Source organism: Marinobacter sp. MDS2 (assembly GCF_030718085.1).
GTDB lineage: Bacteria > Pseudomonadota > Gammaproteobacteria > Pseudomonadales > Oleiphilaceae > Marinobacter.
Window position 1 is genome coordinate 402,842 of record NZ_JAVAJF010000002.1, and the last position, 19,198, is coordinate 422,039.

At 53.8% G+C, this 19,198-nt stretch carries 15 protein-coding genes; 13 read left to right on the top strand and 2 right to left on the bottom strand.

Going from position 1 to position 19,198, the window contains the following annotated elements; translation table 11 throughout:
• The first annotated feature begins 71 nt into the window (after positions 1–71).
• The 13 genes from Q9245_RS12630 (at position 72) to Q9245_RS12690 (ending at position 16,571) form a co-directional block, all read left to right on the top strand.
• Complete coding sequence (locus Q9245_RS12630) at positions 72–1,460, top strand: DUF1329 domain-containing protein (protein ID WP_305897524.1); 1,389 nt, start codon at positions 72–74, stop codon at positions 1,458–1,460.
• A gap of 130 nt (positions 1,461–1,590) precedes the next feature.
• Positions 1,591–2,739: a YCF48-related protein gene (locus Q9245_RS12635; RefSeq protein ID WP_305897525.1), complete on the top strand. Its 1,149-nt coding sequence runs from the start codon at positions 1,591–1,593 to the stop codon at positions 2,737–2,739.
• A gap of 45 nt (positions 2,740–2,784) precedes the next feature.
• Entirely contained in the window at positions 2,785–5,175 is a 2,391-nt protein-coding gene (locus Q9245_RS12640) for an RND family transporter (RefSeq protein ID WP_305897526.1), read from the top strand.
• A gap of 185 nt (positions 5,176–5,360) precedes the next feature.
• The gene (locus Q9245_RS12645) at positions 5,361–6,344 is read left to right on the top strand and encodes a TAXI family TRAP transporter solute-binding subunit (protein WP_305897527.1); all 984 of its coding nucleotides are present in this window, start codon (positions 5,361–5,363) and stop codon (positions 6,342–6,344) included.
• Positions 6,345–6,422: 78 nt separating this feature from the next.
• Positions 6,423–9,023, top strand: a complete 2,601-nt coding sequence (locus Q9245_RS12650) for a TRAP transporter permease (RefSeq protein ID WP_305897528.1) — start codon at positions 6,423–6,425, stop codon at positions 9,021–9,023.
• Between the two features lie 158 nt (positions 9,024–9,181).
• On the top strand, positions 9,182–11,107 hold the full coding sequence (thrS, locus tag Q9245_RS12655; RefSeq protein WP_199007761.1) for a threonine--tRNA ligase: 1,926 nt from the start codon (positions 9,182–9,184) through the stop codon (positions 11,105–11,107).
• 2 nt (positions 11,108–11,109) lie between these two features.
• A complete protein-coding gene (gene infC, locus Q9245_RS12660) occupies positions 11,110–11,646 on the top strand; it encodes a translation initiation factor IF-3 (RefSeq protein WP_199007885.1) in 537 nt (178 codons plus the stop codon).
• A 94-nt stretch (positions 11,647–11,740) separates the two neighbouring features.
• Positions 11,741–11,932, top strand: a complete 192-nt coding sequence (gene rpmI / locus Q9245_RS12665; protein ID WP_007151842.1) for a 50S ribosomal protein L35 — start codon at positions 11,741–11,743, stop codon at positions 11,930–11,932.
• Positions 11,933–11,982: 50 nt separating this feature from the next.
• On the top strand, positions 11,983–12,336 hold the full coding sequence (gene rplT / locus Q9245_RS12670) for a 50S ribosomal protein L20 (protein WP_114333214.1): 354 nt from the start codon (positions 11,983–11,985) through the stop codon (positions 12,334–12,336).
• Between the two features lie 139 nt (positions 12,337–12,475).
• Positions 12,476–13,474 carry a phenylalanine--tRNA ligase subunit alpha gene (gene pheS / locus Q9245_RS12675; RefSeq protein ID WP_199007760.1) on the top strand — a complete coding sequence of 333 codons (999 nt, stop codon included), beginning with the start codon at positions 12,476–12,478 and terminating at the stop codon, positions 13,472–13,474.
• A gap of 72 nt (positions 13,475–13,546) precedes the next feature.
• Positions 13,547–15,919 (top strand): phenylalanine--tRNA ligase subunit beta, encoded by a 2,373-nt coding sequence (pheT, locus tag Q9245_RS12680; protein ID WP_305897529.1) that lies wholly within the window; start codon positions 13,547–13,549, stop codon positions 15,917–15,919.
• Positions 15,920–15,922: 3 nt separating this feature from the next.
• The gene (gene ihfA / locus Q9245_RS12685) at positions 15,923–16,225 is read left to right on the top strand and encodes an integration host factor subunit alpha (RefSeq protein ID WP_022989370.1); all 303 of its coding nucleotides are present in this window, start codon (positions 15,923–15,925) and stop codon (positions 16,223–16,225) included.
• Complete coding sequence (locus Q9245_RS12690) at positions 16,206–16,571, top strand: MerR family transcriptional regulator (protein WP_305897530.1); 366 nt, start codon at positions 16,206–16,208, stop codon at positions 16,569–16,571. The genes ihfA and Q9245_RS12690 overlap by 20 nt, the downstream gene beginning before the upstream one ends.
• Before the next feature lie 76 nt (positions 16,572–16,647).
• On the opposite strand, the gene Q9245_RS12695 is transcribed toward Q9245_RS12690, so the two are convergent.
• Both Q9245_RS12695 and Q9245_RS12700 read right to left on the bottom strand, forming a co-directional pair.
• Complete coding sequence (locus Q9245_RS12695; protein ID WP_305897531.1) at positions 16,648–17,787, bottom strand: glycerate kinase; 1,140 nt, start codon at positions 17,785–17,787, stop codon at positions 16,648–16,650.
• Between the two features lies 1 nt (position 17,788).
• The gene (locus tag Q9245_RS12700) at positions 17,789–19,132 is read right to left on the bottom strand and encodes a GntP family permease (protein ID WP_305897532.1); all 1,344 of its coding nucleotides are present in this window, start codon (positions 19,130–19,132) and stop codon (positions 17,789–17,791) included.
• Positions 19,133–19,198 lie beyond the last annotated feature (66 nt).

Consider the following 19,198-nt stretch of genomic DNA (forward strand, 5'->3'; position numbering starts at 1 on the left):
GAAAGTTTGAGTAGTATCAGACAATAACAAGATGGCCCGCTAGAGGCTTTCAGACACTTTAAGGTTACACAATGAAATATAAGAAGAATGTATGGCTCGGCGGGCTGCTGGCTTTGTCGTTTGCCGCGTCACCGGTGACGGCCGCCGTCTCTTCAAGCCAAGCCGCGCGTCTTGGTAATGACCTCACGCCGTTCGGGTCTGTTAAGGCGGGTAATGAGGCCGGAACAATTCCAGCGTGGACCGGAGGCTTGACTGAGCCACCTGCCGGTTACGAAGGCAGCGGGCAACATCACATTGATCCATTTCCGGACGACGAGGTTCTGTTCGAGATTAATGCGTCCAATATGGATCAGTACAGCGAGCATTTGACCGATGGCGTCAAAGCCATGCTGGAAACCTATCCGACCACCTTCAGAATTCCTGTGTACCAGTCTCGCCGCACCCACGCCGTGCCAGACTGGGTTGAAGAAAATACAAAGAAGAATGCCACCAAGGCCCGAATCGTTGGCGAAGCGGAGGGGCTTAAGGGTGCATACGGTGGTTATCCTTTCCCGATTTTGCATGGCTCTAATGAAGAAAAAGCCTGGCAGGTTATCTGGAACCATCTGACTCGCTGGCGCGGTATCAGCATCACTCGCCGCAGCAGTGAAGTGGCTGTGCAAACCAACGGTACCTATGGTCTGGTGACATCCCAGCAGGAAGCGTTCTTTAACTTCTATAACCCTGAAGGTAGTGAAAAGGATCTTGATAACGTCATTTTCTACTACCTGAGCTTCACCCAATCGCCTCCGCGTCTGGCGGGTGGAGCGATTCTGGTTCACGAAACCCTGAACCAGATAATTAACCCACGTAATGGCTGGGGTTACAACGCAGGTCAGCGGCGGGTTCGCCGTGCGCCCAACCTCGGCTATGACTCACCTATCGCGGCAGCCGACAACCTACGCACCGCCGATGATACCGATATCTTTAACGGTGCCATGGATCGCTACACCTGGAATTATGAAGGTGTGAAAGAGATCTATATCCCCTACAACAACTATCGGATTGGTGAGAAGGGTACGCCTTACTCCGAAATTCTTGGAAAAACGCACCTGAACCCAGATCTGACCCGTTGGGAGCTGCACCGGGTACACGTTGTGGAGGCTAATCTCAAAGACGGTGAGCGTCACATCTATGGTAAACGTCGTTTCTATGTCGATGCCGATAGTTGGAATACGGTTCTGCTTGATCAATATGACGGTCGTGGCGAACTGTGGCGTGTGACCATGGGTATCCTCAAAAACTACTATGATTTGCCCGGGGTTTGGACGGTTCTGGATGTCTATCACGACCTGCAGGCTCGTCGTTATCACGTGCTGGGTTTGGACACGGAAGAGCCGAATACACGGGTGTTCAGCGATGACATTCCTAACAAGCGATATTTCTCACCGTCGTCCCTGCGTAGACGCAGTGTTCGATAGGTTTCAAGCGACCCGGTCAGTGTGTCGCTGAGTTCGAAAATAAGACTAAGGCCGGCAGCGAGGGCTGCCGGTTTGCTTGCGGCATCTGCGGCAACAGTTTCATGATTCAATCAACGTAAAGGCAATCTGAATGGCTAATAGATTCAAGTGCGCGACACTGGGTTCTGCCTGTCTGGGTCTCTCCATGGCATTGGCAGCACCCTCGGCGTTTGCGCTTACAGATATCATTGATATTCCTGCGCGGGATACAGAATTGGCCCCCGAGTCGTTGCTGAATGATGTAACCCGCACCGGGGATCGTATTGTTGCGGTTGGTGAGCGCGGGCACATTATTTATTCCGATAACGAGGGTGAAAGCTGGACTCAGGCCGAAGTGCCGGTTTCGGTCACACTGACAGCTTTGGATTTTGGTACCGAAAACCATGGCTGGGCTGTCGGGCACAGCGGGGTTTTGTTGCATTCTTCGGACGCGGGCGAGAACTGGGTTCTGCAATTTGATGGGCTAAAGGCTGCGGCACTAACCATCGAAAGCAAGAAAGCGCAGATAGCTGAAATGGAAGAGGTCATCGAGCAAGCCCCTGAAGATCAGAAAGACGATCTTGAGTGGGCGTTGGATGATTTGGTTTTTGCGCTTGAAAACGCGGAAGCCGATATGGAAGTAGGGCCGGTTAACCCGCTACTCGATGTTTGGTTCGAGAACGACAAACACGGTTTTGCGGTTGGCGCCTACGGAATGATATTGCGAACTCAGGACGGCGGCGACTCCTGGCAAGACTGGTCGCCTTACATCGATAACGCTCAAAACTTCCATTACAACAGTATTGACCGGATCGACGGTGGTGCCTTGGTGCTTGTCGGTGAGGCGGGACAGATTCATGTTTCCGTCGACAACGGCGATACCTGGGAACGTCGCGAAAGCCCCTATCCGGGCTCGCTGTTTGGCGTAACCGGCACTGGTAGTGCCAATGAAATACTGGCATTCGGCCTGCGCGGTACCACGATTTTCTCAAGTGATCTGGGGCGCAGTTGGACCATCGTCCCGAATGAGGGTAATACCACGTTGAACAATGCGATTGTGACTGAAGATGGTCGCATTACGCTGGTGGGCAACAGCGGCGCAGTTTTGATGAGCGTAGATGGTGGCGAAAGCTTCCGCGCATATTTCCGCAATGATCGCGGGAGTGTCATGGGAGCCGTCCCGCTGTCTGAAACCAATCTTTTGCTGGTCGGCGAGGGTGGTGTGAAATTCACCGATTCTCGCGGTAAGAACCTTAAATAACGCCCTGGTGTGGCATCAACGGAATAAAGGATAGAGGGCTTATTAATGTCTGACCCGATGCATGACAGGGGTGAACACTACCTGACAACGCCAAAAGCGGAACCGTTTCTTGAGCGTTTGCTATTTAATAACCGGGCGCTGATTTTGCTCGGATTTCTCGTGCTGACTGTGTTTCTTGGCTATAACGCCGCCAAGATTCAGCCGGATGCCAGCTTTGAGCGGATGATTCCGCTTGAGCATCCGTACATCGTCAACATGCTCGACCATCGGGATGATCTGGAAAATCTGGGCAACTTTGTCCGTATTGCCGTAGCGGTTGAGGACGGTGATATCTTTGATCCCGAATACATGGAAACCCTGAAGCAGATCACCGATGAGATGTTTTATCTCAACGGCGTGGATCGCTCCGGTCTGAAATCGCTGTGGACATCAAACGTTCGCTGGGTGGAGGTGACCGAACAAGGCTTCCAGGGCGGTACGGTTATCCCGGATAACTACGACGGTTCGCGGGAAAGTCTCGAGAAGTTACGTCAGAACGTTCTGCGTTCGAACGAAGTGGGTCGTCTGATCTCCGACAATTTCCGATCAACAGTGGTTTACGCGCCACTGTACGAGAAAAACCCCGAAACCGGCGAAGCGTTGGATTACGCGGAGTTTTCTCGCCAGCTGGAAGAGAAGATCCGCGACAAGTATGAGGGGCAGAACCCTGAGATCAGCATCCACATCGTTGGTTTTGCCAAAAAAGTGGGTGATTTGATTGAAGGTATCGGATCGATTGCCTGGTTTGCCGGTATTACGATCCTGCTCACCACGCTGCTACTGTTCTGGTACTCGCGCTGCATCGCCGGGACTCTGGTGCCGGTGTTCACATCGATCATCGCCGTATTCTGGCAGCTGGGTGCGCTGAAGTTGCTTGGGTATGGTTTGGACCCCTACTCAGTGCTGGTGCCATTCCTTGTATTTGCCATCGGTATCAGTCATGGCGTTCAAATTGTGAACGCGATGGCCGTTGAGTCTGCCAAAGGTTTTGATGCTGTCACCTCGGCTCGCCTGGCTTTCCGAGCACTTTATATTCCGGGCATGTTGGCGTTGATTTCCGATGCCATGGGCTTCCTGACGCTGGTGTTCATCGAGATCGATGTTATCCGTGATCTGGCGGTCGCAGCTGGCTTGGGTGTGGCCTTCGTGATCGTGACGAACCTGGTGCTGCACGTTCTGATCATGTCTTACATTGGTATTTCCAAGGGCGGTGTGCGTCACGTTCAGAACCACGGTGAGAAGCAGGATCGCAAATGGCGCATTATGTCTTACTTCTCTCACCCGGGTGTTGCGCCCATTTCATTGCTGATTGCGGTGATCGGTCTTGGCTTGGGTATGTATTATAAGCAAGACCTGAAGATAGGTGACCTTGACCAAGGTGCACCAGAGTTGCGAGCGGATTCCCGTTACAACAAAGACAATGCCTTCATCATTGACAATTACTCCACCAGTGCCGACGTATTGGTTGTCATGGTGAAGACGCCTGAAGAGCAATGTACTCAGTACAACGTACTCCGGGCAATGGATAGTCTGCAGTGGGAACTGCAGAACACGCCGGGCGTTCAGGGTTCTGTATCACTGGCAGACGTATCCAAGCTGGTGACCAAAGCACTTAACGAAGGTAACTGGAAGTGGTTCGAGATTTCTCGTAACCAGACCATTATTAACGCGTCTATCCGTGATGCACCTTCGGGCCTGATTAACACAAGCTGTGATCTGACCCCGGTGCTGGTGTTCCTCGAAGATCACAAAGCAGAAACCCTGCAGACTGTTATCGAAAGGACCGAAGCGTTCGCTCAGGCCAACAGCAACGAAGAGCATACGTTCTTGCTGGCGGCTGGTAACGCAGGTATTGAGGCGGCGACCAACGAAGTGATTTCCGGCGCCAAAGACATCATGCTCCTGCTGGTATACAGCGTTGTGAGCTTGCTGTGCTTCCTGACGTTCCGCTCGCTGCGCGCGGTTGCGTGTATCGTGATTCCGCTGGGCCTGACTTCGATTCTGTGTGAAGCCATCATGGCGATGTCCGGTATCGGTATCAAAGTCGCAACCTTGCCGGTTATCGCGCTGGGGGTAGGTATCGGTGTCGATTACGGCATCTATATTTACAGCAAGCTGGAGCACTTCCTGCTAGAAGGGAAGCCGCTGCAAGAGGCTTATTACGAAACGCTGCGCTCCACAGGTAAGGCCGTTATCTTTACCGGTGTAACTCTGGGGCTTGGTGTAGTGACCTGGATATTCTCGCCGATCAAGTTCCAGGCGGATATGGGCTTCCTGTTGTTCTTCATGTTCTTGTGGAACATGGTCGGCGCCATCTGGCTGTTGCCAGCACTGGCAAGGTTCCTGTTGCGGCCAGATAAAATGCTCGCCAAGGCAAGAACTGCGGCCAAGCCCTGATATCAGTCAGGAATTTTGAAAAAGCCCGCTGTTGCGGGCTTTTTTGTTTTCTGTTCAGCTGTTTAGCGACATAATCGTTTCTTTATTTATCGCCTGATGTGTTCTATGTTTTAATTCGAGCGAAAGATTTGCCCATGGACAGAGTGGGCGAATGACAATAATGACCGAGAAAGGGAAGAGTACACATGACACTGAAACTTAAAGCGTCTGCAATGGCCGTCGCTGCTGCCGTTTCCTTTGGCGCGGCATCCACCTCTGTTTCAGCCCAGGACCAGCGTTTTGTGACGATCGGTACCGGTGGCGTAACAGGTGTTTATTACCCGGCAGGTGGCGCAATCTGTCGTTTGGTTAATATGGACCGCAAAGAGCACGGCATCCGTTGTTCCGTTGAGAGTACGGGTGGTTCGGTATACAACCTGAACGCTATCCGCGCGGGAGAGCTGGACTTGGCCGTGGCCCAGTCTGACTGGCAGTATCACGCTTACAATGGCACCAGCCAGTTTGAGGACTCCGGTAAGGACGAAAAACTGCGTGCGGTTTTCTCTCTGCATCCAGAACCGTTTACCGTAATCGCCAGCAAGGGCTCCGGCATCAAGAACTTTGAAGATCTTGAAGGCAAGCGTGTGTCGGTAGGTAACCCGGGTTCCGGCCAGCGTGCAACGGCTGAAGTGCTCATGGATGCTATGGGCTGGGGAATGGACAAGTTCTCTCTGGCGGCTGAAATCAAAGCCGCTGAGCAGTCTCAGGCTCTGTGCGATGGCAACATCGATGCGTTCTTCTACACCGTTGGGCACCCGTCGGGTGCAATCAAGGAAGCGACTACTTCCTGTGACAGCGTTGTTGTCAACGTAGACAACAAGGCCAGCCAGAAGCTGATCGCAGACAACCCGTACTACCGTCAGGCGACCATTCCGGGCGGCATGTATCGTGGAAGCGATGAAGACGTAACCACCTTCGGTGTGGCGGCAACCTTCGTATCCTCGACAGATGTTCCTGATGATGTTGTTTACGCGGTTGTGAAAGCGGTGTTTGAGAACTTTGACAGTTTCAAGCGTCTGCACCCTGCCTTTGGCAATCTGAAGAAAGAAGAAATGGTTGCGGATGCTCTGAGTGCGCCTTTGCACCCAGGTGCTGCCAAGTACTACCGTGAAGCCGGCCTGATCGACTAACAGGCTGCACGCATCAGGGCGAGCAGAGGCTCGCCCTGAACTTCCCATCAAGTTATCTACACATCACAGGTACATTCAATGACAAAGAATGACTCCGGTTCCGGCGCGAGTGTGGATGCTGCCAAAGTCGAACAGGTATTACAGACGGAAACCGGGGGCAGGGCGCTTGTCGGGCCTGCGGCTGCAATCCTCTTTATTATTCCAGTGTGCTGGTCTTTGTTTCAGCTTTGGATTGCGTCACCACTTCCGTTTATTCTGAATTTCGGCATCTTCAACTCCACAGAAGCGCGTTCGATCCATTTGGCGTTTGCGGTGTTTTTGGCTTTTTCTGCGTTCCCCATGTTCAAGGGGGTGCACACAGCTAAGGTGCCCATTTACGACTGGATCTTGGCAGCGGCCGCTGCGGCTTCAGCCTCTTATCTATACGTTTTCTATGACCAGCTTGCCCAACGCCCTGGAGCGCCGATTACTCAGGATCTCTGGGTGGCCTTGGGTGGTTTGGTGTTGCTGTTGGAAGCGACCCGCCGGGCGCTTGGGCTTCCATTAACCGTTGTTGCCGCGGTGTTTATTGGTTACTCGCTGGCCGGCCCCTACATGCCCGATGTGATCTCTCACAAAGGTGTGAGTCTTAATAAGCTGGCATCCCATCAATGGCTGGGTACCGAAGGCGTTTTCGGCGTTGCCCTGGGCGTTTCCACCAGCTTTGTTTTCTTGTTCGTGCTGTTCGGCGCATTGCTGGAGCGGGCAGGCGCGGGTAATTACTTTATTAAAGTCGCCTACGCCATGCTCGGTCACATGAAAGGCGGTCCCGCCAAGGCGGCCGTGGTTTCCAGTGGTCTGAGCGGTGTTATTTCCGGTTCATCAATCGCCAACGTGGTGACTACGGGTACCTTTACCATTCCTTTGATGAAGCGTGTTGGCTTCCCTGCTACCAAAGCCGGTGCTGTTGAAGTAGCTGCCTCCACAAACGGCCAGTTGACGCCGCCAATCATGGGGGCAGCTGCCTTTCTCATGGTGGAGTACGTCGGGATTTCCTACCTGGAGGTAATCAAGCACGCCATTTTGCCGGCCATGATCTCTTACGTAGCCCTGATCTACATCGTGCATCTTGAGGCCTGTAAGTTGAAAATGCAGGGCATCGAGCGCCTGAATCGCCCAACGCTGGCGCAGCGCATGCTGAACTGGGTGGTGGTTTTGCTCGGTCTGTTCGCATTGACGGCGGTCGTTTACTACGGCATCGGTTGGACTAAGGAATACCTCGGTGCTGCAGCAATATGGGTGTTAGGCAGTGCTTTGCTGCTGAGTTACATTGCCCTTATTGGTTATGCGACCAGGTTCCCCGAGCTGGAGGTGGATGATCCGGATGAGGATATGGGGAAACTTCCGGAAGTGGGGCCAACGGTCAAGACCGGTTTGTATTATCTACTGCCGGTTGTCGTGCTGGTTTGGTGCCTGACGGTTGAGCGTTTCTCGCCGCAGCTGTCTGCTTTCTGGGCAACCTTGTTCATGATCTTTATCGTCATAACCCAGCGTCCGTTGAAGGCTTTCTTCCGCAAGCACGGCGGCCTGATGGGCGAGTTCGTTGGTGGTATATCAGATCTCTTCCACTCCCTGGCCACCGGCGGACGAAACATGGTCGGCATTGGTGTGGCAACGGCTACTGCGGGTATCGTGGTCGGTACGGTCACGCTGACGGGCATCGGGCTGGTCATGACTCAGTTCGTGGAGTTCTTGTCGGGCGGTAACCTGCTGCTGATGCTGATATTCACGGCATTGATCAGTCTTGTGCTGGGCATGGGGCTGCCAACCACGGCCAACTATATTGTTGTGTCTACCTTGATGGCGCCGGTTATTGTCACGCTGGGGGCCCAGAACGGCCTGTTGGTGCCGCTCATTGCGGTGCATCTGTTCGTGTTCTACTTCGGGATACTGGCGGATGATACGCCGCCCGTGGGGCTGGCCGCCTATGCGGCGGCTGCCATATCCGGAGCAGATCCGATCCGTACGGGTGTACAGGGCTTCACCTACGATATCCGTACCGCGATCTTGCCCTTCATGTTCATTTTCAACACGCAGCTGCTGTTGATTGGTCTGACCGGGTGGTTTGATCTGCTGGTCACGATCGCCAGCGCGGTCACGGCAATGCTGGTGTTCTCGGCGGCCACACAAGGCTTCTGGTTCACTCGCACCCGTTGGTGGGAGACGATCGCGCTGTTGCTGATCACCTTTGCGCTGTTCCGCCCGGGATTCTTCTGGGATATGGTCTACCCGCCCCACGAAGAGGTGCAGGGCGCTGCGATTATGGAATACGTTGAAACGGCACCTAAAGACGAAAGCGTTGTCTTCAGGGTGTCCGGAATGTCTCTTGATGGCAGCGACGTAACCACTTACGTGCAGCTCGATATGCCGGCCGGTGAAACTGCCGCCGAGCGTTTGGCTGCTGCTGGCCTTGAAGTGTCAGAGTTTGATGGCGCACTGGCGGTGGACTTCGTCAACTTCGGTAGCCCTGCGGAGAAAGCAGGTATCCAGTTTGGCTGGACCATTGAGGCGGTTCAGGCGAAGCTGGAACGGCCGCCGAGGGAGCTGATGTTCATTCCGGCTCTCTTGTTGCTAGGGTTTGTGGCTTACGGCCAGCTCAGGCGAAAGGCGAAAGAAGAAGCGCAGCCACAACCAGCCTAAATTCAAGGGTAGGTTGGTGTTAGTAGAAGCCCGGCATTGTTGCCGGGCTTTTTTCTGTTAAACTCGCCCTCAAATCGGCCCGCGGTTTGTGTCGCGGAGGCTGACAACCATGTGATCTTTGGTATAGATCACCGCTGAGGAATCATCAGGAGAGCTTCATGCCCGTCATTACCCTGCCAGATGGCAGTCACCGCAGTTTTGCAGAACCCGTTACCGTACACGATGTTGCCGCTGATATTGGCGCAGGCCTGGCTAAGGCTGCCCTGGCAGGCAAAGTGGATGGTCAGCTCGTCGATACCAGCCACTTGATTGAAAACGACGCGGAGCTGGCGATCGTGACCGAGCGGGATGAAGACGGCGTGGACGTGGTGCGCCACTCAACGGCTCACCTGTTGGCAATGGCGGTCAAAGAACTGTTCCCGGAGGCTCAGGTAACGATCGGCCCCGTGGTAGATAACGGGTTCTACTACGACTTCAAATACGATCGTCCGTTTACCAATGAGGATCTGGCGCGTATTGAAAAGCGCATGGAAGAGTTGGCCAAGCAGGATATTCCGGTTTCCCGCTCTGTTATGTCTCGGGAAGAGGCGGTAAAACTGTTTGAAGACATGGGCGAAGAGTACAAAGTCCAGATCATCGAAGACATTCCCGGTGACGAAGATCTGTCGTTCTATCGCCAAGGTGACTTCATCGACTTGTGTCGTGGCCCTCACGTGCCAAGCACCGGTAAGCTGAAAGCCTTCAAGCTGACTAAAGTGGCGGGCGCCTTCTGGCGTGGTGATCACAACAACGAGCAGTTGCAACGCGTGTACGGCACGGCGTGGGGTAACAAAAAAGATCTCAAGGCGTACCTGAATCGTCTCGAAGAAGCTGAAAAGCGTGATCACCGCAAGATCGGCAAAAAACTGAAGCTTTTCCATATGCAGGAAGAGTCCCCGGGTATGGTGTTCTGGCATCCGGATGGCTGGTCGCTGTATCAGGAAATCGAGCAGTACATGCGTGGAAAGCTGCGCAACCACGGCTACCAGGAAATCAAGACTCCGCAAGTGGTTTCCCGCACACTATGGGAAAAGTCCGGTCACTGGGACAAGTTCTCGGATGCGATGTTTACCACAGAGTCCGAGAAGCACGATTACGCCATCAAGCCCATGAACTGCCCCTGTCACGTGCAGGTGTTCAATCAGGGCCTGAAGAGCTACAAGGATCTGCCGCTTCGTCTGGCGGAGTTCGGTTCCTGTCACCGAAACGAAGCTTCTGGTGCACTGCACGGTTTGATGCGTGTTCGTGGCTTTACTCAGGACGATGCGCACATTTTCTGTGAAGAAGACGCCATTCAGGAAGAAGTGTCGGCATTTATCCACTTGCTGCACGAAGTGTATGAGGATTTCGGCTTCTCTGAAATCCTGTATAAGCTTTCAACCCGTCCGGAAAAGCGTGTGGGTTCTGACGAAGTATGGGATAAGTCCGAGGCGGCTCTTGAAGAAGCGTTGAACCGTGCCGGTGTTGACTGGGAATTGCTGCCGGGTGAAGGTGCGTTCTACGGCCCGAAAATTGAGTTCTCTCTGAAAGACTGCATCGGCCGTGTTTGGCAGTGCGGTACGATTCAGGTGGATTTCTCTATGCCCGGTCGTTTGGGGGCTCAGTATGTGGCCGATAACTCCGAGCGGAAAACGCCGGTCATGCTGCACCGTGCCGTTCTCGGGTCTTTTGAGCGATTTATCGGTATACTGATCGAAGAATACGAAGGTGCGTTCCCCACCTGGCTGGCCCCAACACAGATTGCGGTTCTGAATATCACTGATAATCAGCGTGATTACTGTGAAAAATTGGCTAAAAAATGGGATTCTTTGGGATATCGGGTAAATGCTGACTTGAGAAACGAGAAGATCGGCTTTAAAATCCGCGAGCATACTCTTAACAAGGTTCCCTACCTTGTCGTTGTAGGCGACAAAGAAATCGAGAACAACGCGGTTGCCGTGCGCACCCGCAAAGGGGAAGATTTAGGAACCTTATCGCTTGAAGCGTTTGAGCAGCTGTTGGCTGCCGATATCGAACGTAAAGGCAAAACTGAAACGGAGATCTAATTATTAAACAGCGAGCGAATCGGGGGCGTACTCCAAAAGCGCCTATCAATGAGAATATTGACGCAACTGAAGTCCGCTTGATCGATGCCGAAGGCAATCAGGTTGGTGTTGTTCCAATTGAGGACGCTCTCCGCATGGCGGAAGAAGCGACACTTGATCTGGTACAGGTTACGGATTCCGATCCGATCGTCTGTAAAATAATGGACTACGGCAAGAAAATCTTCGAAGAGAAGAAAGCGAAAGCAGCTGCCAAGAAAAAGCAGAAGCAGACGCAGGTCAAAGAGCTTAAGTTCCGTCCAGGAACTGAAGAAGGGGATTATCAGGTAAAACTACGCAACCTGGTACGTTTCCTTGAAGCCGGGGACCGCGGCAAGATCACCATTCGTTTCCGGGGCCGTGAGATGGCACACCAAGAAATTGGTATGAAGCTCATGAACCGAATCGAAGCGGATGTTGAAGAGCTTGCAACGGTAGAGATGCGGCCGAAAATGGAAGGCCGGCAGATGACCATGATTGTGGCTCCCCGCAAAAAGAAGTGAACCTGATCCGATGATGGGTCCCCCGCATTAGCGGGGGATTTGTCGTTCAGGGGCACAAGTGTTTTTCCTAAAATAGAATGCGGAGTTTTAAAAAATGCCTAAGATGAAAACTAAGAGTGGAGCTACCAAGCGGTTCAAGAAAACCGCCACTGGCTTCAAGCACAAGCAGTCCTTCACCAGTCACATCCTGACCAAGAAGAGCCCTAAGCGTAAGCGTCAGCTGCGTGGCACCAAGCTGATTGCCAAGTCCGATGTGGCTTCAATCAAGCGCATGACGGCGTGCTGATTCAGCCGCTAACTTCTTGATCAAGTATATTAAGGTAGAAGGATAATAGTATGGCTCGTGTAAAACGTGGCGTGGTAGCACGTCGTCGTCATAAGAAGATTCTCAAGCAGGCCAAGGGTTACTACGGCGCTCGTAGTCGTGTATTCCGCGTTGCCAAGCAAGCGGTTATCAAAGCCGGTCAGTACGCATACCGTGACCGTCGTAACCGTAAGCGTGCTTTCCGCGCTCTGTGGATCGCTCGTATCAACGCTGGTGCTCGTGCAAACGGTCTGTCTTACAGCCGTCTGATCGCTGGTCTGAAGAAAGCGAATGTTGAGATCGACCGTAAGGTTCTGGCTGACCTGGCCATGAACGAGCAGCAGACTTTTGCTGTTATTGTTGAGAAGGCCAAAGCGTCCCTGTGATCGCTTAAGCTCTTTCATCGATTACTGATCGATCAGGGCGCCTCATGAGTTCATGACGGTGCCTTCTGAATAGGGGAAGGGCGCGCTCTTCCCCTATTTTTGTTTTAACCTACCTCATTTCAGGTTTGGAGCAGGGTCAATGGAAAACCTTGAACAGTTGGTTCAGGACGGATTGAGTGCAGTCGAAGCGGCAGACAACCTTCAGGCGCTTGATCAAATTCGCGTAGAGTACCTCGGTAAGAAAGGCTCTATTACTCAGCAGGCCAAAACACTGGGTAAGCTTTCCGCAGAGGAACGCCCTGCAGCCGGCCAGAAGATCAACGAAGCCAAAGGGCAGGTTGAACAGGCTATTAACGCCCGCCGTGCCGATCTTGAAAAGGCCGCCATTGAGGCCAAACTGGCCAGCGAATCCATTGATGTCACCTTGCCGGGCCGCGGACAGGATCTGGGTGGACTGCACCCGGTGACCCGCACACTTCAGCGTATTGAAGAGATTTTTGCTCGCGCCGGTTACAGCGTCGAGCAAGGGCCGGAAATCGAAGACGACTACCATAACTTCGAAGCCCTCAATATTCCGGGGCATCACCCCGCTCGTGCCATGCACGATACCTTCTATTTCAATCCGGGCACGCTGCTGCGTACTCATACATCCCCTGTTCAGATCCGTACCATGGAAGCCGGTAAGCCGCCGTTCCGAATGATCTGCCCGGGACGGGTATACCGCTGTGACTCGGACATGACGCACACGCCGATGTTTCATCAGGTAGAAGGTCTGCTGATCGAAAAGGATGTGAGCTTTGCTGATCTCAAGAGCACCGTAGAAGAGTTCTTGCGCGTGTTCTTCGAGCGAGATTTGAAAGTACGCTTCCGTCCCTCTTATTTCCCGTTCACCGAGCCTTCTGCGGAAGTGGATATCGAATGGGGCCGGGAAGCCGACGGCAGCATCAAGTGGTTGGAAGTCATGGGTTGCGGAATGGTGCACCCGAAAGTGTTCGAGCATTGCGGCATTGATGCCGAAGAATATCGCGGATTTGCGTTTGGTCTGGGCGTTGAGCGCCTGGCCATGCTTCGCTACGGCGTGAAAGATCTGCGAATGTTCTTTGAAAACGACCTGCGTTTCTTGCGCCAGTTCCGATAAGCCGAAGGGCTAAAAGGCGCAAGCAAGTCTCCGAATCAACCGCATAAATGGCATCAGGACAAGGCTAGAACGATGAAATTCAGTGAACAGTGGCTGCGAGAGTGGGTTAATCCGGGCATAGATTCCCAGGCATTGATGGATCAGATCACCATGGCGGGTCTGGAAGTGGACGGTTTTGAACCGGTAGCTGGCGAATTTACCGGGATAATCGTGGGTGAAGTGCTTTCGGTAGAGGCACATCCGGATGCGGACAAGCTTCGCGTTTGCCAGGTCAGCAATGGTGACGAAACCGTACAGGTTGTTTGTGGCGCGCCGAACGTGCGCGAAGGGCTGAAGGTGCCGTTTGCCGAAGTGGGCGCAGTGCTGCCGGGTAACTTTAAGATTAAGAAAGCCAAGCTGCGCGGTCAGCCGTCTCAAGGCATGCTGTGTTCTGAATCGGAACTGGCGTTGTCTGAAAGTCATGAGGGGTTGATGGAATTGCCGGACGACGCTCCGGTTGGTCAGAGCATGGTGGATTACCTCAAGCTGAACGACATCGCCATTGATGTTGATTTGACCCCCAACCGCAGTGATTGCCTGTCAATCAAAGGGTTGGCCCGCGAAGTAGGTGTACTGAATAGCTCGGTGGTGGAAGCCCCTGAAATCGAGCCGGTTGAGGCTGTTCATTCAGAGGTTCCTGCGATTCGTATCGAAGCGCCGGAGGCTTGCCCCCGTTATCTGGGGCGTATTCTGCGTAACGTAAATCTGAAAGCCGAAACGCCGCTGTGGATGCAGGAGAAACTGCGTCGTTCCGGCATTCGCTCCATCGACCCAGCGGTTGATGTGACGAACTACGTGATGCTGGAACTCGGCCAGCCTCTGCATGCGTTCGACCGGGAAGAAATTTCCGGTGGCATCGTAGTTCGCATGGCGAAAGCCGGCGAGAAACTGGTGCTGCTGGACGGCCAGGAAGTTGAACTGACGGCTGAAACTCTGGTGATCGCCGATCACGATAAGCCGATCGCCATTGCTGGCGTGATGGGCGGTGAGCATTCCGGCGTGAATGACAAAACCCAGGATCTGGTCCTTGAGTCTGCCTATTTCGAACCCATTGCTATGGCAGGAAAGGCGCGTCACTACGGTTTGCATACCGACGCTTCTCACCGTTTTGAGCGCGGTGTTGATTACGAGTTGGCCCGCGAGGCAATGGAGCGTGCGACTCGCCTGCTGATGGACATCGTTGGTGGTGAGCCGGGCGAGATTGTCGAAGTGGTCAGCTGGGAAGATCTGCCTAAAGCTAAAACCGTTGACCTGCGTGAAAAGCGCTTGGCCGACGTTTTGGGATTGGCGATCGACCGCACCACGGTAGAGGAGATTCTGTCTCGGCTAGGTTTGCGTGTTGAAAAACTTCTGAAGGATGGCTGGCGCATCAGCGTACCCAGCTTCCGCCCGGATATTTCGATCGAAGAAGATTTGATTGAAGAAGTCGGGCGCATCTATGGCTACAACAACCTTCCGGTAACCGAGCCTACGGGTTCGTTAGGATTGAGTGTTCGGGAAGAAGCGGTTCGGCCACTATCGGCGGTTCGCAACTTCTTTGTGGCTCAAGGCTACCAGGAAGCGATTACTTACAGCTTTGTTGACCCCAAAGTCCAGCAGTTGGTTGATCCCGATCGGGAAGGTATCGCCTTGGCGAACCCGATTTCGGCAGATCTCTCAGTTATGCGCACAACTCTTTGGAGCGGTCTGATTAAGACGGTTCAGCACAATCAGAATCGCCAGCAGCCTCGTATCCGTTTGTTCGAGACCGGTCTTCGCTTTGTGAAAGACGGCGAGCAGATCGACCAGCAGCCCATGCTGGCCGGTGTTGTGGTGGGCAATCAGAATCCTGAAAACTGGACTAACGGCCGCCGGGCATCCGACTTTTTCGATGTAAAAGGTGAGCTGGAAAGCCTGTTCCAGGTACTCGGTATTCAGATTCAGTTCAGGGCCAGCCAGCATCCTGCGTTGCACCCCGGCCAAACAGCAGAATTGCTGCGCGATGGCGAAAGTGTCGGCTGGTTGGGAACTTTGCACCCTCAAGTGCAGAAAAACCTTGAACTTAATGGCACGATTCTGATGTTTGAGCTATTCTTGAATTCGATCGTGACCGGTTATGTGCCTAATTTCAAAGATGTTTCGAAATTTCCGGAAGTTCGAAGAGATTTGGCTATCATTATCGGAAGCGAAGTGTCGTTCGCGCAGGTTGAAGAAATAGCTCGTAAACAAGCCGGCGAACACCTGACAGATATGCGTGTGTTTGATGTCTATGAAGGCGAAAGTCTGGGTGAGGGCAATCGTAGTTTGGCTCTGAGCCTGTTTTGGCAGCACCCTGAACGCACGTTGAATGAAGACGAAGTGCATACGCTCTTCAACGGGGTGATCGATTCCCTTAAAGAAGAGCTGGGGGCAACACTGAGGAGTTGACGGATGGCGGCTTTGACGAAAGCGGATATGGCAGAGCGCTTGTATGAAGAGTTAGGTTTGAACAAGCGGGAAGCCAAAGAGATGGTAGAAGCTTTCTTCGATGAGATCAGAGGTGCTCTCAGTCACAATGAGCAGGTCAAGTTGTCGGGGTTCGGCAACTTTGACCTCCGTGACAAGAAGCAGCGCCCCGGACGTAACCCCAAGACGGGCGAAGAAATCCCGATCAGCGCCCGACGCGTCGTTACCTTCAGGCCCGGCCAAAAACTGAAACAAAAAGTAGAAACGTATGCTGGAACCGAGTCATAACAACGAGCTTCCCGTCATTCCGGGGAAACGCTATTTCACCATCGGTGAGGTTGCGGAGCTGTGTGCCGTTAAAGCACACGTGCTGAGGTATTGGGAGCAGGAATTTCCGCAGCTCGCGCCGGTCAAGCGCCGGGGTAACCGTCGTTATTACCAGCGTGCTGATGTTATAACCATCCGCCAAATTCGTAGTTTGCTGTACGATCAGGGCTACACCATTGGTGGCGCCAAGCAAAAACTCAGTAGCTCCGAGGTGAAAGACGACACCTCCCAGTACAAGCAACTCATCCGACAGATGATTACCGAGCTGGAAGACGTGCTGGATGTGTTGAACGCTCCGGCCCGTTAATTAACCGCAGCCGGGAATCGTTGCAATAAAAAGCCGAGACGTTGAATCGTCCCGGCTTTTTGCGTTTTATGTGGGCTTAGCTACTTTTGCTTAGAGCGTGAGTAAGCAGAGCAAGTTGTTCCGCGCACTGTTCCAGGTTCGCCTCGGCCTGGGCGTAGGCACTTTGGAGTTCCATAGGCCCTCGGGTGATTGAAAACGCGGCCGTTAGGCCCTGCGCCTGCAGGGCAGAGAAATCTTGCCCCAGCATGCCAGCAAAGCCTACCACCGGTACGCTGTATTTCCTGGCCACCAGTGCCACCCCTGCGGGGGTTTTGCCGTAAGCGCTTTGGTTGTCGATGGCCCCTTCGGCAGTGATCACCAAATCGGCTGTTTGGATGTGACGTTCCAGCTCGACGGTTTCCATCACAAGCTCGATGCCGGGGCGTAATTGCGCGCCGAGAATGCCTGCGACCATCCCGCCGATACCGCCGGCGGCACCGCTACCGGGGAAGCTCGCGATGTCCCAGCCCTGTTTTTTTGCCAGTCGGGCAAAGTGAGCCAGATTGGCGTCCAGTTTTATGAGCTGTTGAATGCTGGCGCCTTTTTGAGGCCCAAACACAACGGCAGCGCCATTAGGGCCGGTCAACGGGTTGTTGACGTCACAGGCAACAACCAGGCGGGTGTCTCCAAGCGCGTCAAGTGCCGGCTGTAAATCCAGACTGGCGAGTTTGGCCAGACCGATGCCACCGGGCGGAATGCGGTTACCTTCTTTGTCGAGCAGCTTTGCGCCTAGTGCTTGTAGAATTCCGGCTCCGCCGTCCGTTGTGGCACTGCCGCCTAGCCCCATGATCAGTGCTTTCGGTTTGTGGGCCAGTGCTTCCAGCATCAATTCGCCTGTGCCGTAGCTCGAGGCCGTTAGGGCGTTTCTCTGGTCTGAAGGCACACAGTGCAGGCCGCTCCCTTCGGCCACTTCGATAATGGCTGTGCCGGAATTGTTGGTCAGCCCATAGCGGGCGACGACCGGTTCACCCAGTGGCCCCGTAACGGTAACGGAATGCAATTGCCCGTGCAGGGCTTCCGTCAGCGCAACGGTCGTCCCTTCTCCGCCATCGGCCAGTGGCACTTCGATGATCTCGTCTCGAGGTGCAGCTTTTGCCCAGCCACGGCCCAGTGCACTGGCAACCTGATCGGCTGCCAGGCATTCCTTGAACGAATCGGGAGCAATGACGATGCGCATGTCACAAAGCCGCCAGTGAGGTTAGCCACACGCAGGCGATGGTCACCAGCCCCATCACCAAGGTTGCGGTGGTGTGCGACTTGTAGGCAGTTGCAACGTTCATTTTGCTGAACTGGGACACCACCCAGAAGTAGCTGTCGTTAGCATGGGACACTGTCATTGCCCCGGCACCCACGGCCATGACGGTGAGTACCCGGCCCAGCTCGGAATCCAGTCCCAGTTGCGGGAGTAGTGGTGCAACCAGTGCAGACGCGGTCACCAGCGCAACGGTAGACGAGCCCTGAGCCGACTTGAGAGCAGCTGCGACGATAAACGGCATAATGACGCCCAAGCCTAAGGTGGATAGCGTGTCGCCGAGGTAGCTACCCAAGGGGGTGGCAGCCAGAACCGCTCCGAATGCACCACCGGCACCGGTAATCAGAATAATGGGCGCAGCAACTTCCAGGCCTTTGCTGGTGTGGCGGCCAAATTCTTCAAACTTGTTTCGTCCTTGCAGCAGTGTGAGTGCAAATCCAAGTCCGATGAGAAGAGCGTTCAGCGGTTTGCCGAGAAAGTTCAGAATGTCATAGGTCATTCCGTCACCCAGCGGCGCAGTGGGATAATTGGCAACGGAGCCTGTGCAAATCAGCAAAATTGGAACGAAGATCGGAGCAAACGCTTTGGTGGCAGAAGGCAGTTCGCCGTAGTGCTGTTTGGCCTCTTCGAACGCCTCTTCTGCCTGCTCGAGCTCGGTGCTGGGTAGATCTTTGCAGCGGGATGCCCAGAACAGGCCGGCAAAAGCAGCGATGATGGCAAACACCAGCCCGACACCGATGACCATACCCAGATTGTTCTCCAGTCCCAGGTTGCCAGCGGCAGCAATAGGGCCTGGGGTTGGTGGAACCAGCGTGTGGGTGGCGAACAGGCCCGTAGACAGGGCAACGGTCATGGCCACAGGAGATGCATTGAGCGTTCGGGCCATAGAGCGTTTAAGACTGTTCAAAATGACGTATCCCGAATCACAAAATACCGGGATGGCGACGATAAAGCCGACAATCGACATAGTGAGCGTCGGGAATTTCTGGCCGAGCCATTTGACCACGCTCTCGGCCATCACAATAGCGGCACCGGTGCGCTCAAGGATCACGCCTATGATTGTGCCCAGAACAATCACCAGACCGATGTAGCCGAGAATGTTACCAAAGCCTGCTCGAATGGTTTTCTCTATGTCGGCTAAAGGAAGACCGAAGGCAAACGCTGCCAGAAACGAGGCGAGCAGCAAGGTAATAAAGGGGTTTAGTTTTAAACGGCTGGTGGCGAACACAATGAAAATTATGACCGCGACCAATATCAGCACCAGATGCATTGGACATCTCCAGAATCAACCCGATTGTGACACCGACTCTGTGGTCGGTTATGTGGTGCTAAGTGT

Excerpts from the sequence above, each read along its gene's own strand:
- Q9245_RS12630 (WP_305897524.1), top strand. The coding sequence starts at position 72 with ATGAAATATAAGAAGAATGTATGGCTCGGCGGGCTGCTGGCTTTGTCG.
- Q9245_RS12635 (WP_305897525.1), top strand. The coding sequence starts at position 1,591 with ATGGCTAATAGATTCAAGTGCGCGACACTGGGTTCTGCCTGTCTGGGT.
- Q9245_RS12640 (WP_305897526.1), top strand. The coding sequence starts at position 2,785 with ATGTCTGACCCGATGCATGACAGGGGTGAACACTACCTGACAACGCCA.
- Q9245_RS12645 (WP_305897527.1), top strand. The coding sequence starts at position 5,361 with ATGACACTGAAACTTAAAGCGTCTGCAATGGCCGTCGCTGCTGCCGTT.
- Q9245_RS12650 (WP_305897528.1), top strand. The coding sequence starts at position 6,423 with ATGACAAAGAATGACTCCGGTTCCGGCGCGAGTGTGGATGCTGCCAAA.
- thrS (WP_199007761.1), top strand. The coding sequence starts at position 9,182 with ATGCCCGTCATTACCCTGCCAGATGGCAGTCACCGCAGTTTTGCAGAA.
- rpmI (WP_007151842.1), top strand. The coding sequence starts at position 11,741 with ATGCCTAAGATGAAAACTAAGAGTGGAGCTACCAAGCGGTTCAAGAAA.
- rplT (WP_114333214.1), top strand. The coding sequence starts at position 11,983 with ATGGCTCGTGTAAAACGTGGCGTGGTAGCACGTCGTCGTCATAAGAAG.
- pheS (WP_199007760.1), top strand. The coding sequence starts at position 12,476 with ATGGAAAACCTTGAACAGTTGGTTCAGGACGGATTGAGTGCAGTCGAA.
- pheT (WP_305897529.1), top strand. The coding sequence starts at position 13,547 with ATGAAATTCAGTGAACAGTGGCTGCGAGAGTGGGTTAATCCGGGCATA.
- ihfA (WP_022989370.1), top strand. The coding sequence starts at position 15,923 with ATGGCGGCTTTGACGAAAGCGGATATGGCAGAGCGCTTGTATGAAGAG.
- Q9245_RS12690 (WP_305897530.1), top strand. The coding sequence starts at position 16,206 with ATGCTGGAACCGAGTCATAACAACGAGCTTCCCGTCATTCCGGGGAAA.
- Q9245_RS12695 (WP_305897531.1), bottom strand. The coding sequence starts at position 17,787 with ATGCGCATCGTCATTGCTCCCGATTCGTTCAAGGAATGCCTGGCAGCC.
- Q9245_RS12700 (WP_305897532.1), bottom strand. The coding sequence starts at position 19,132 with ATGCATCTGGTGCTGATATTGGTCGCGGTCATAATTTTCATTGTGTTC.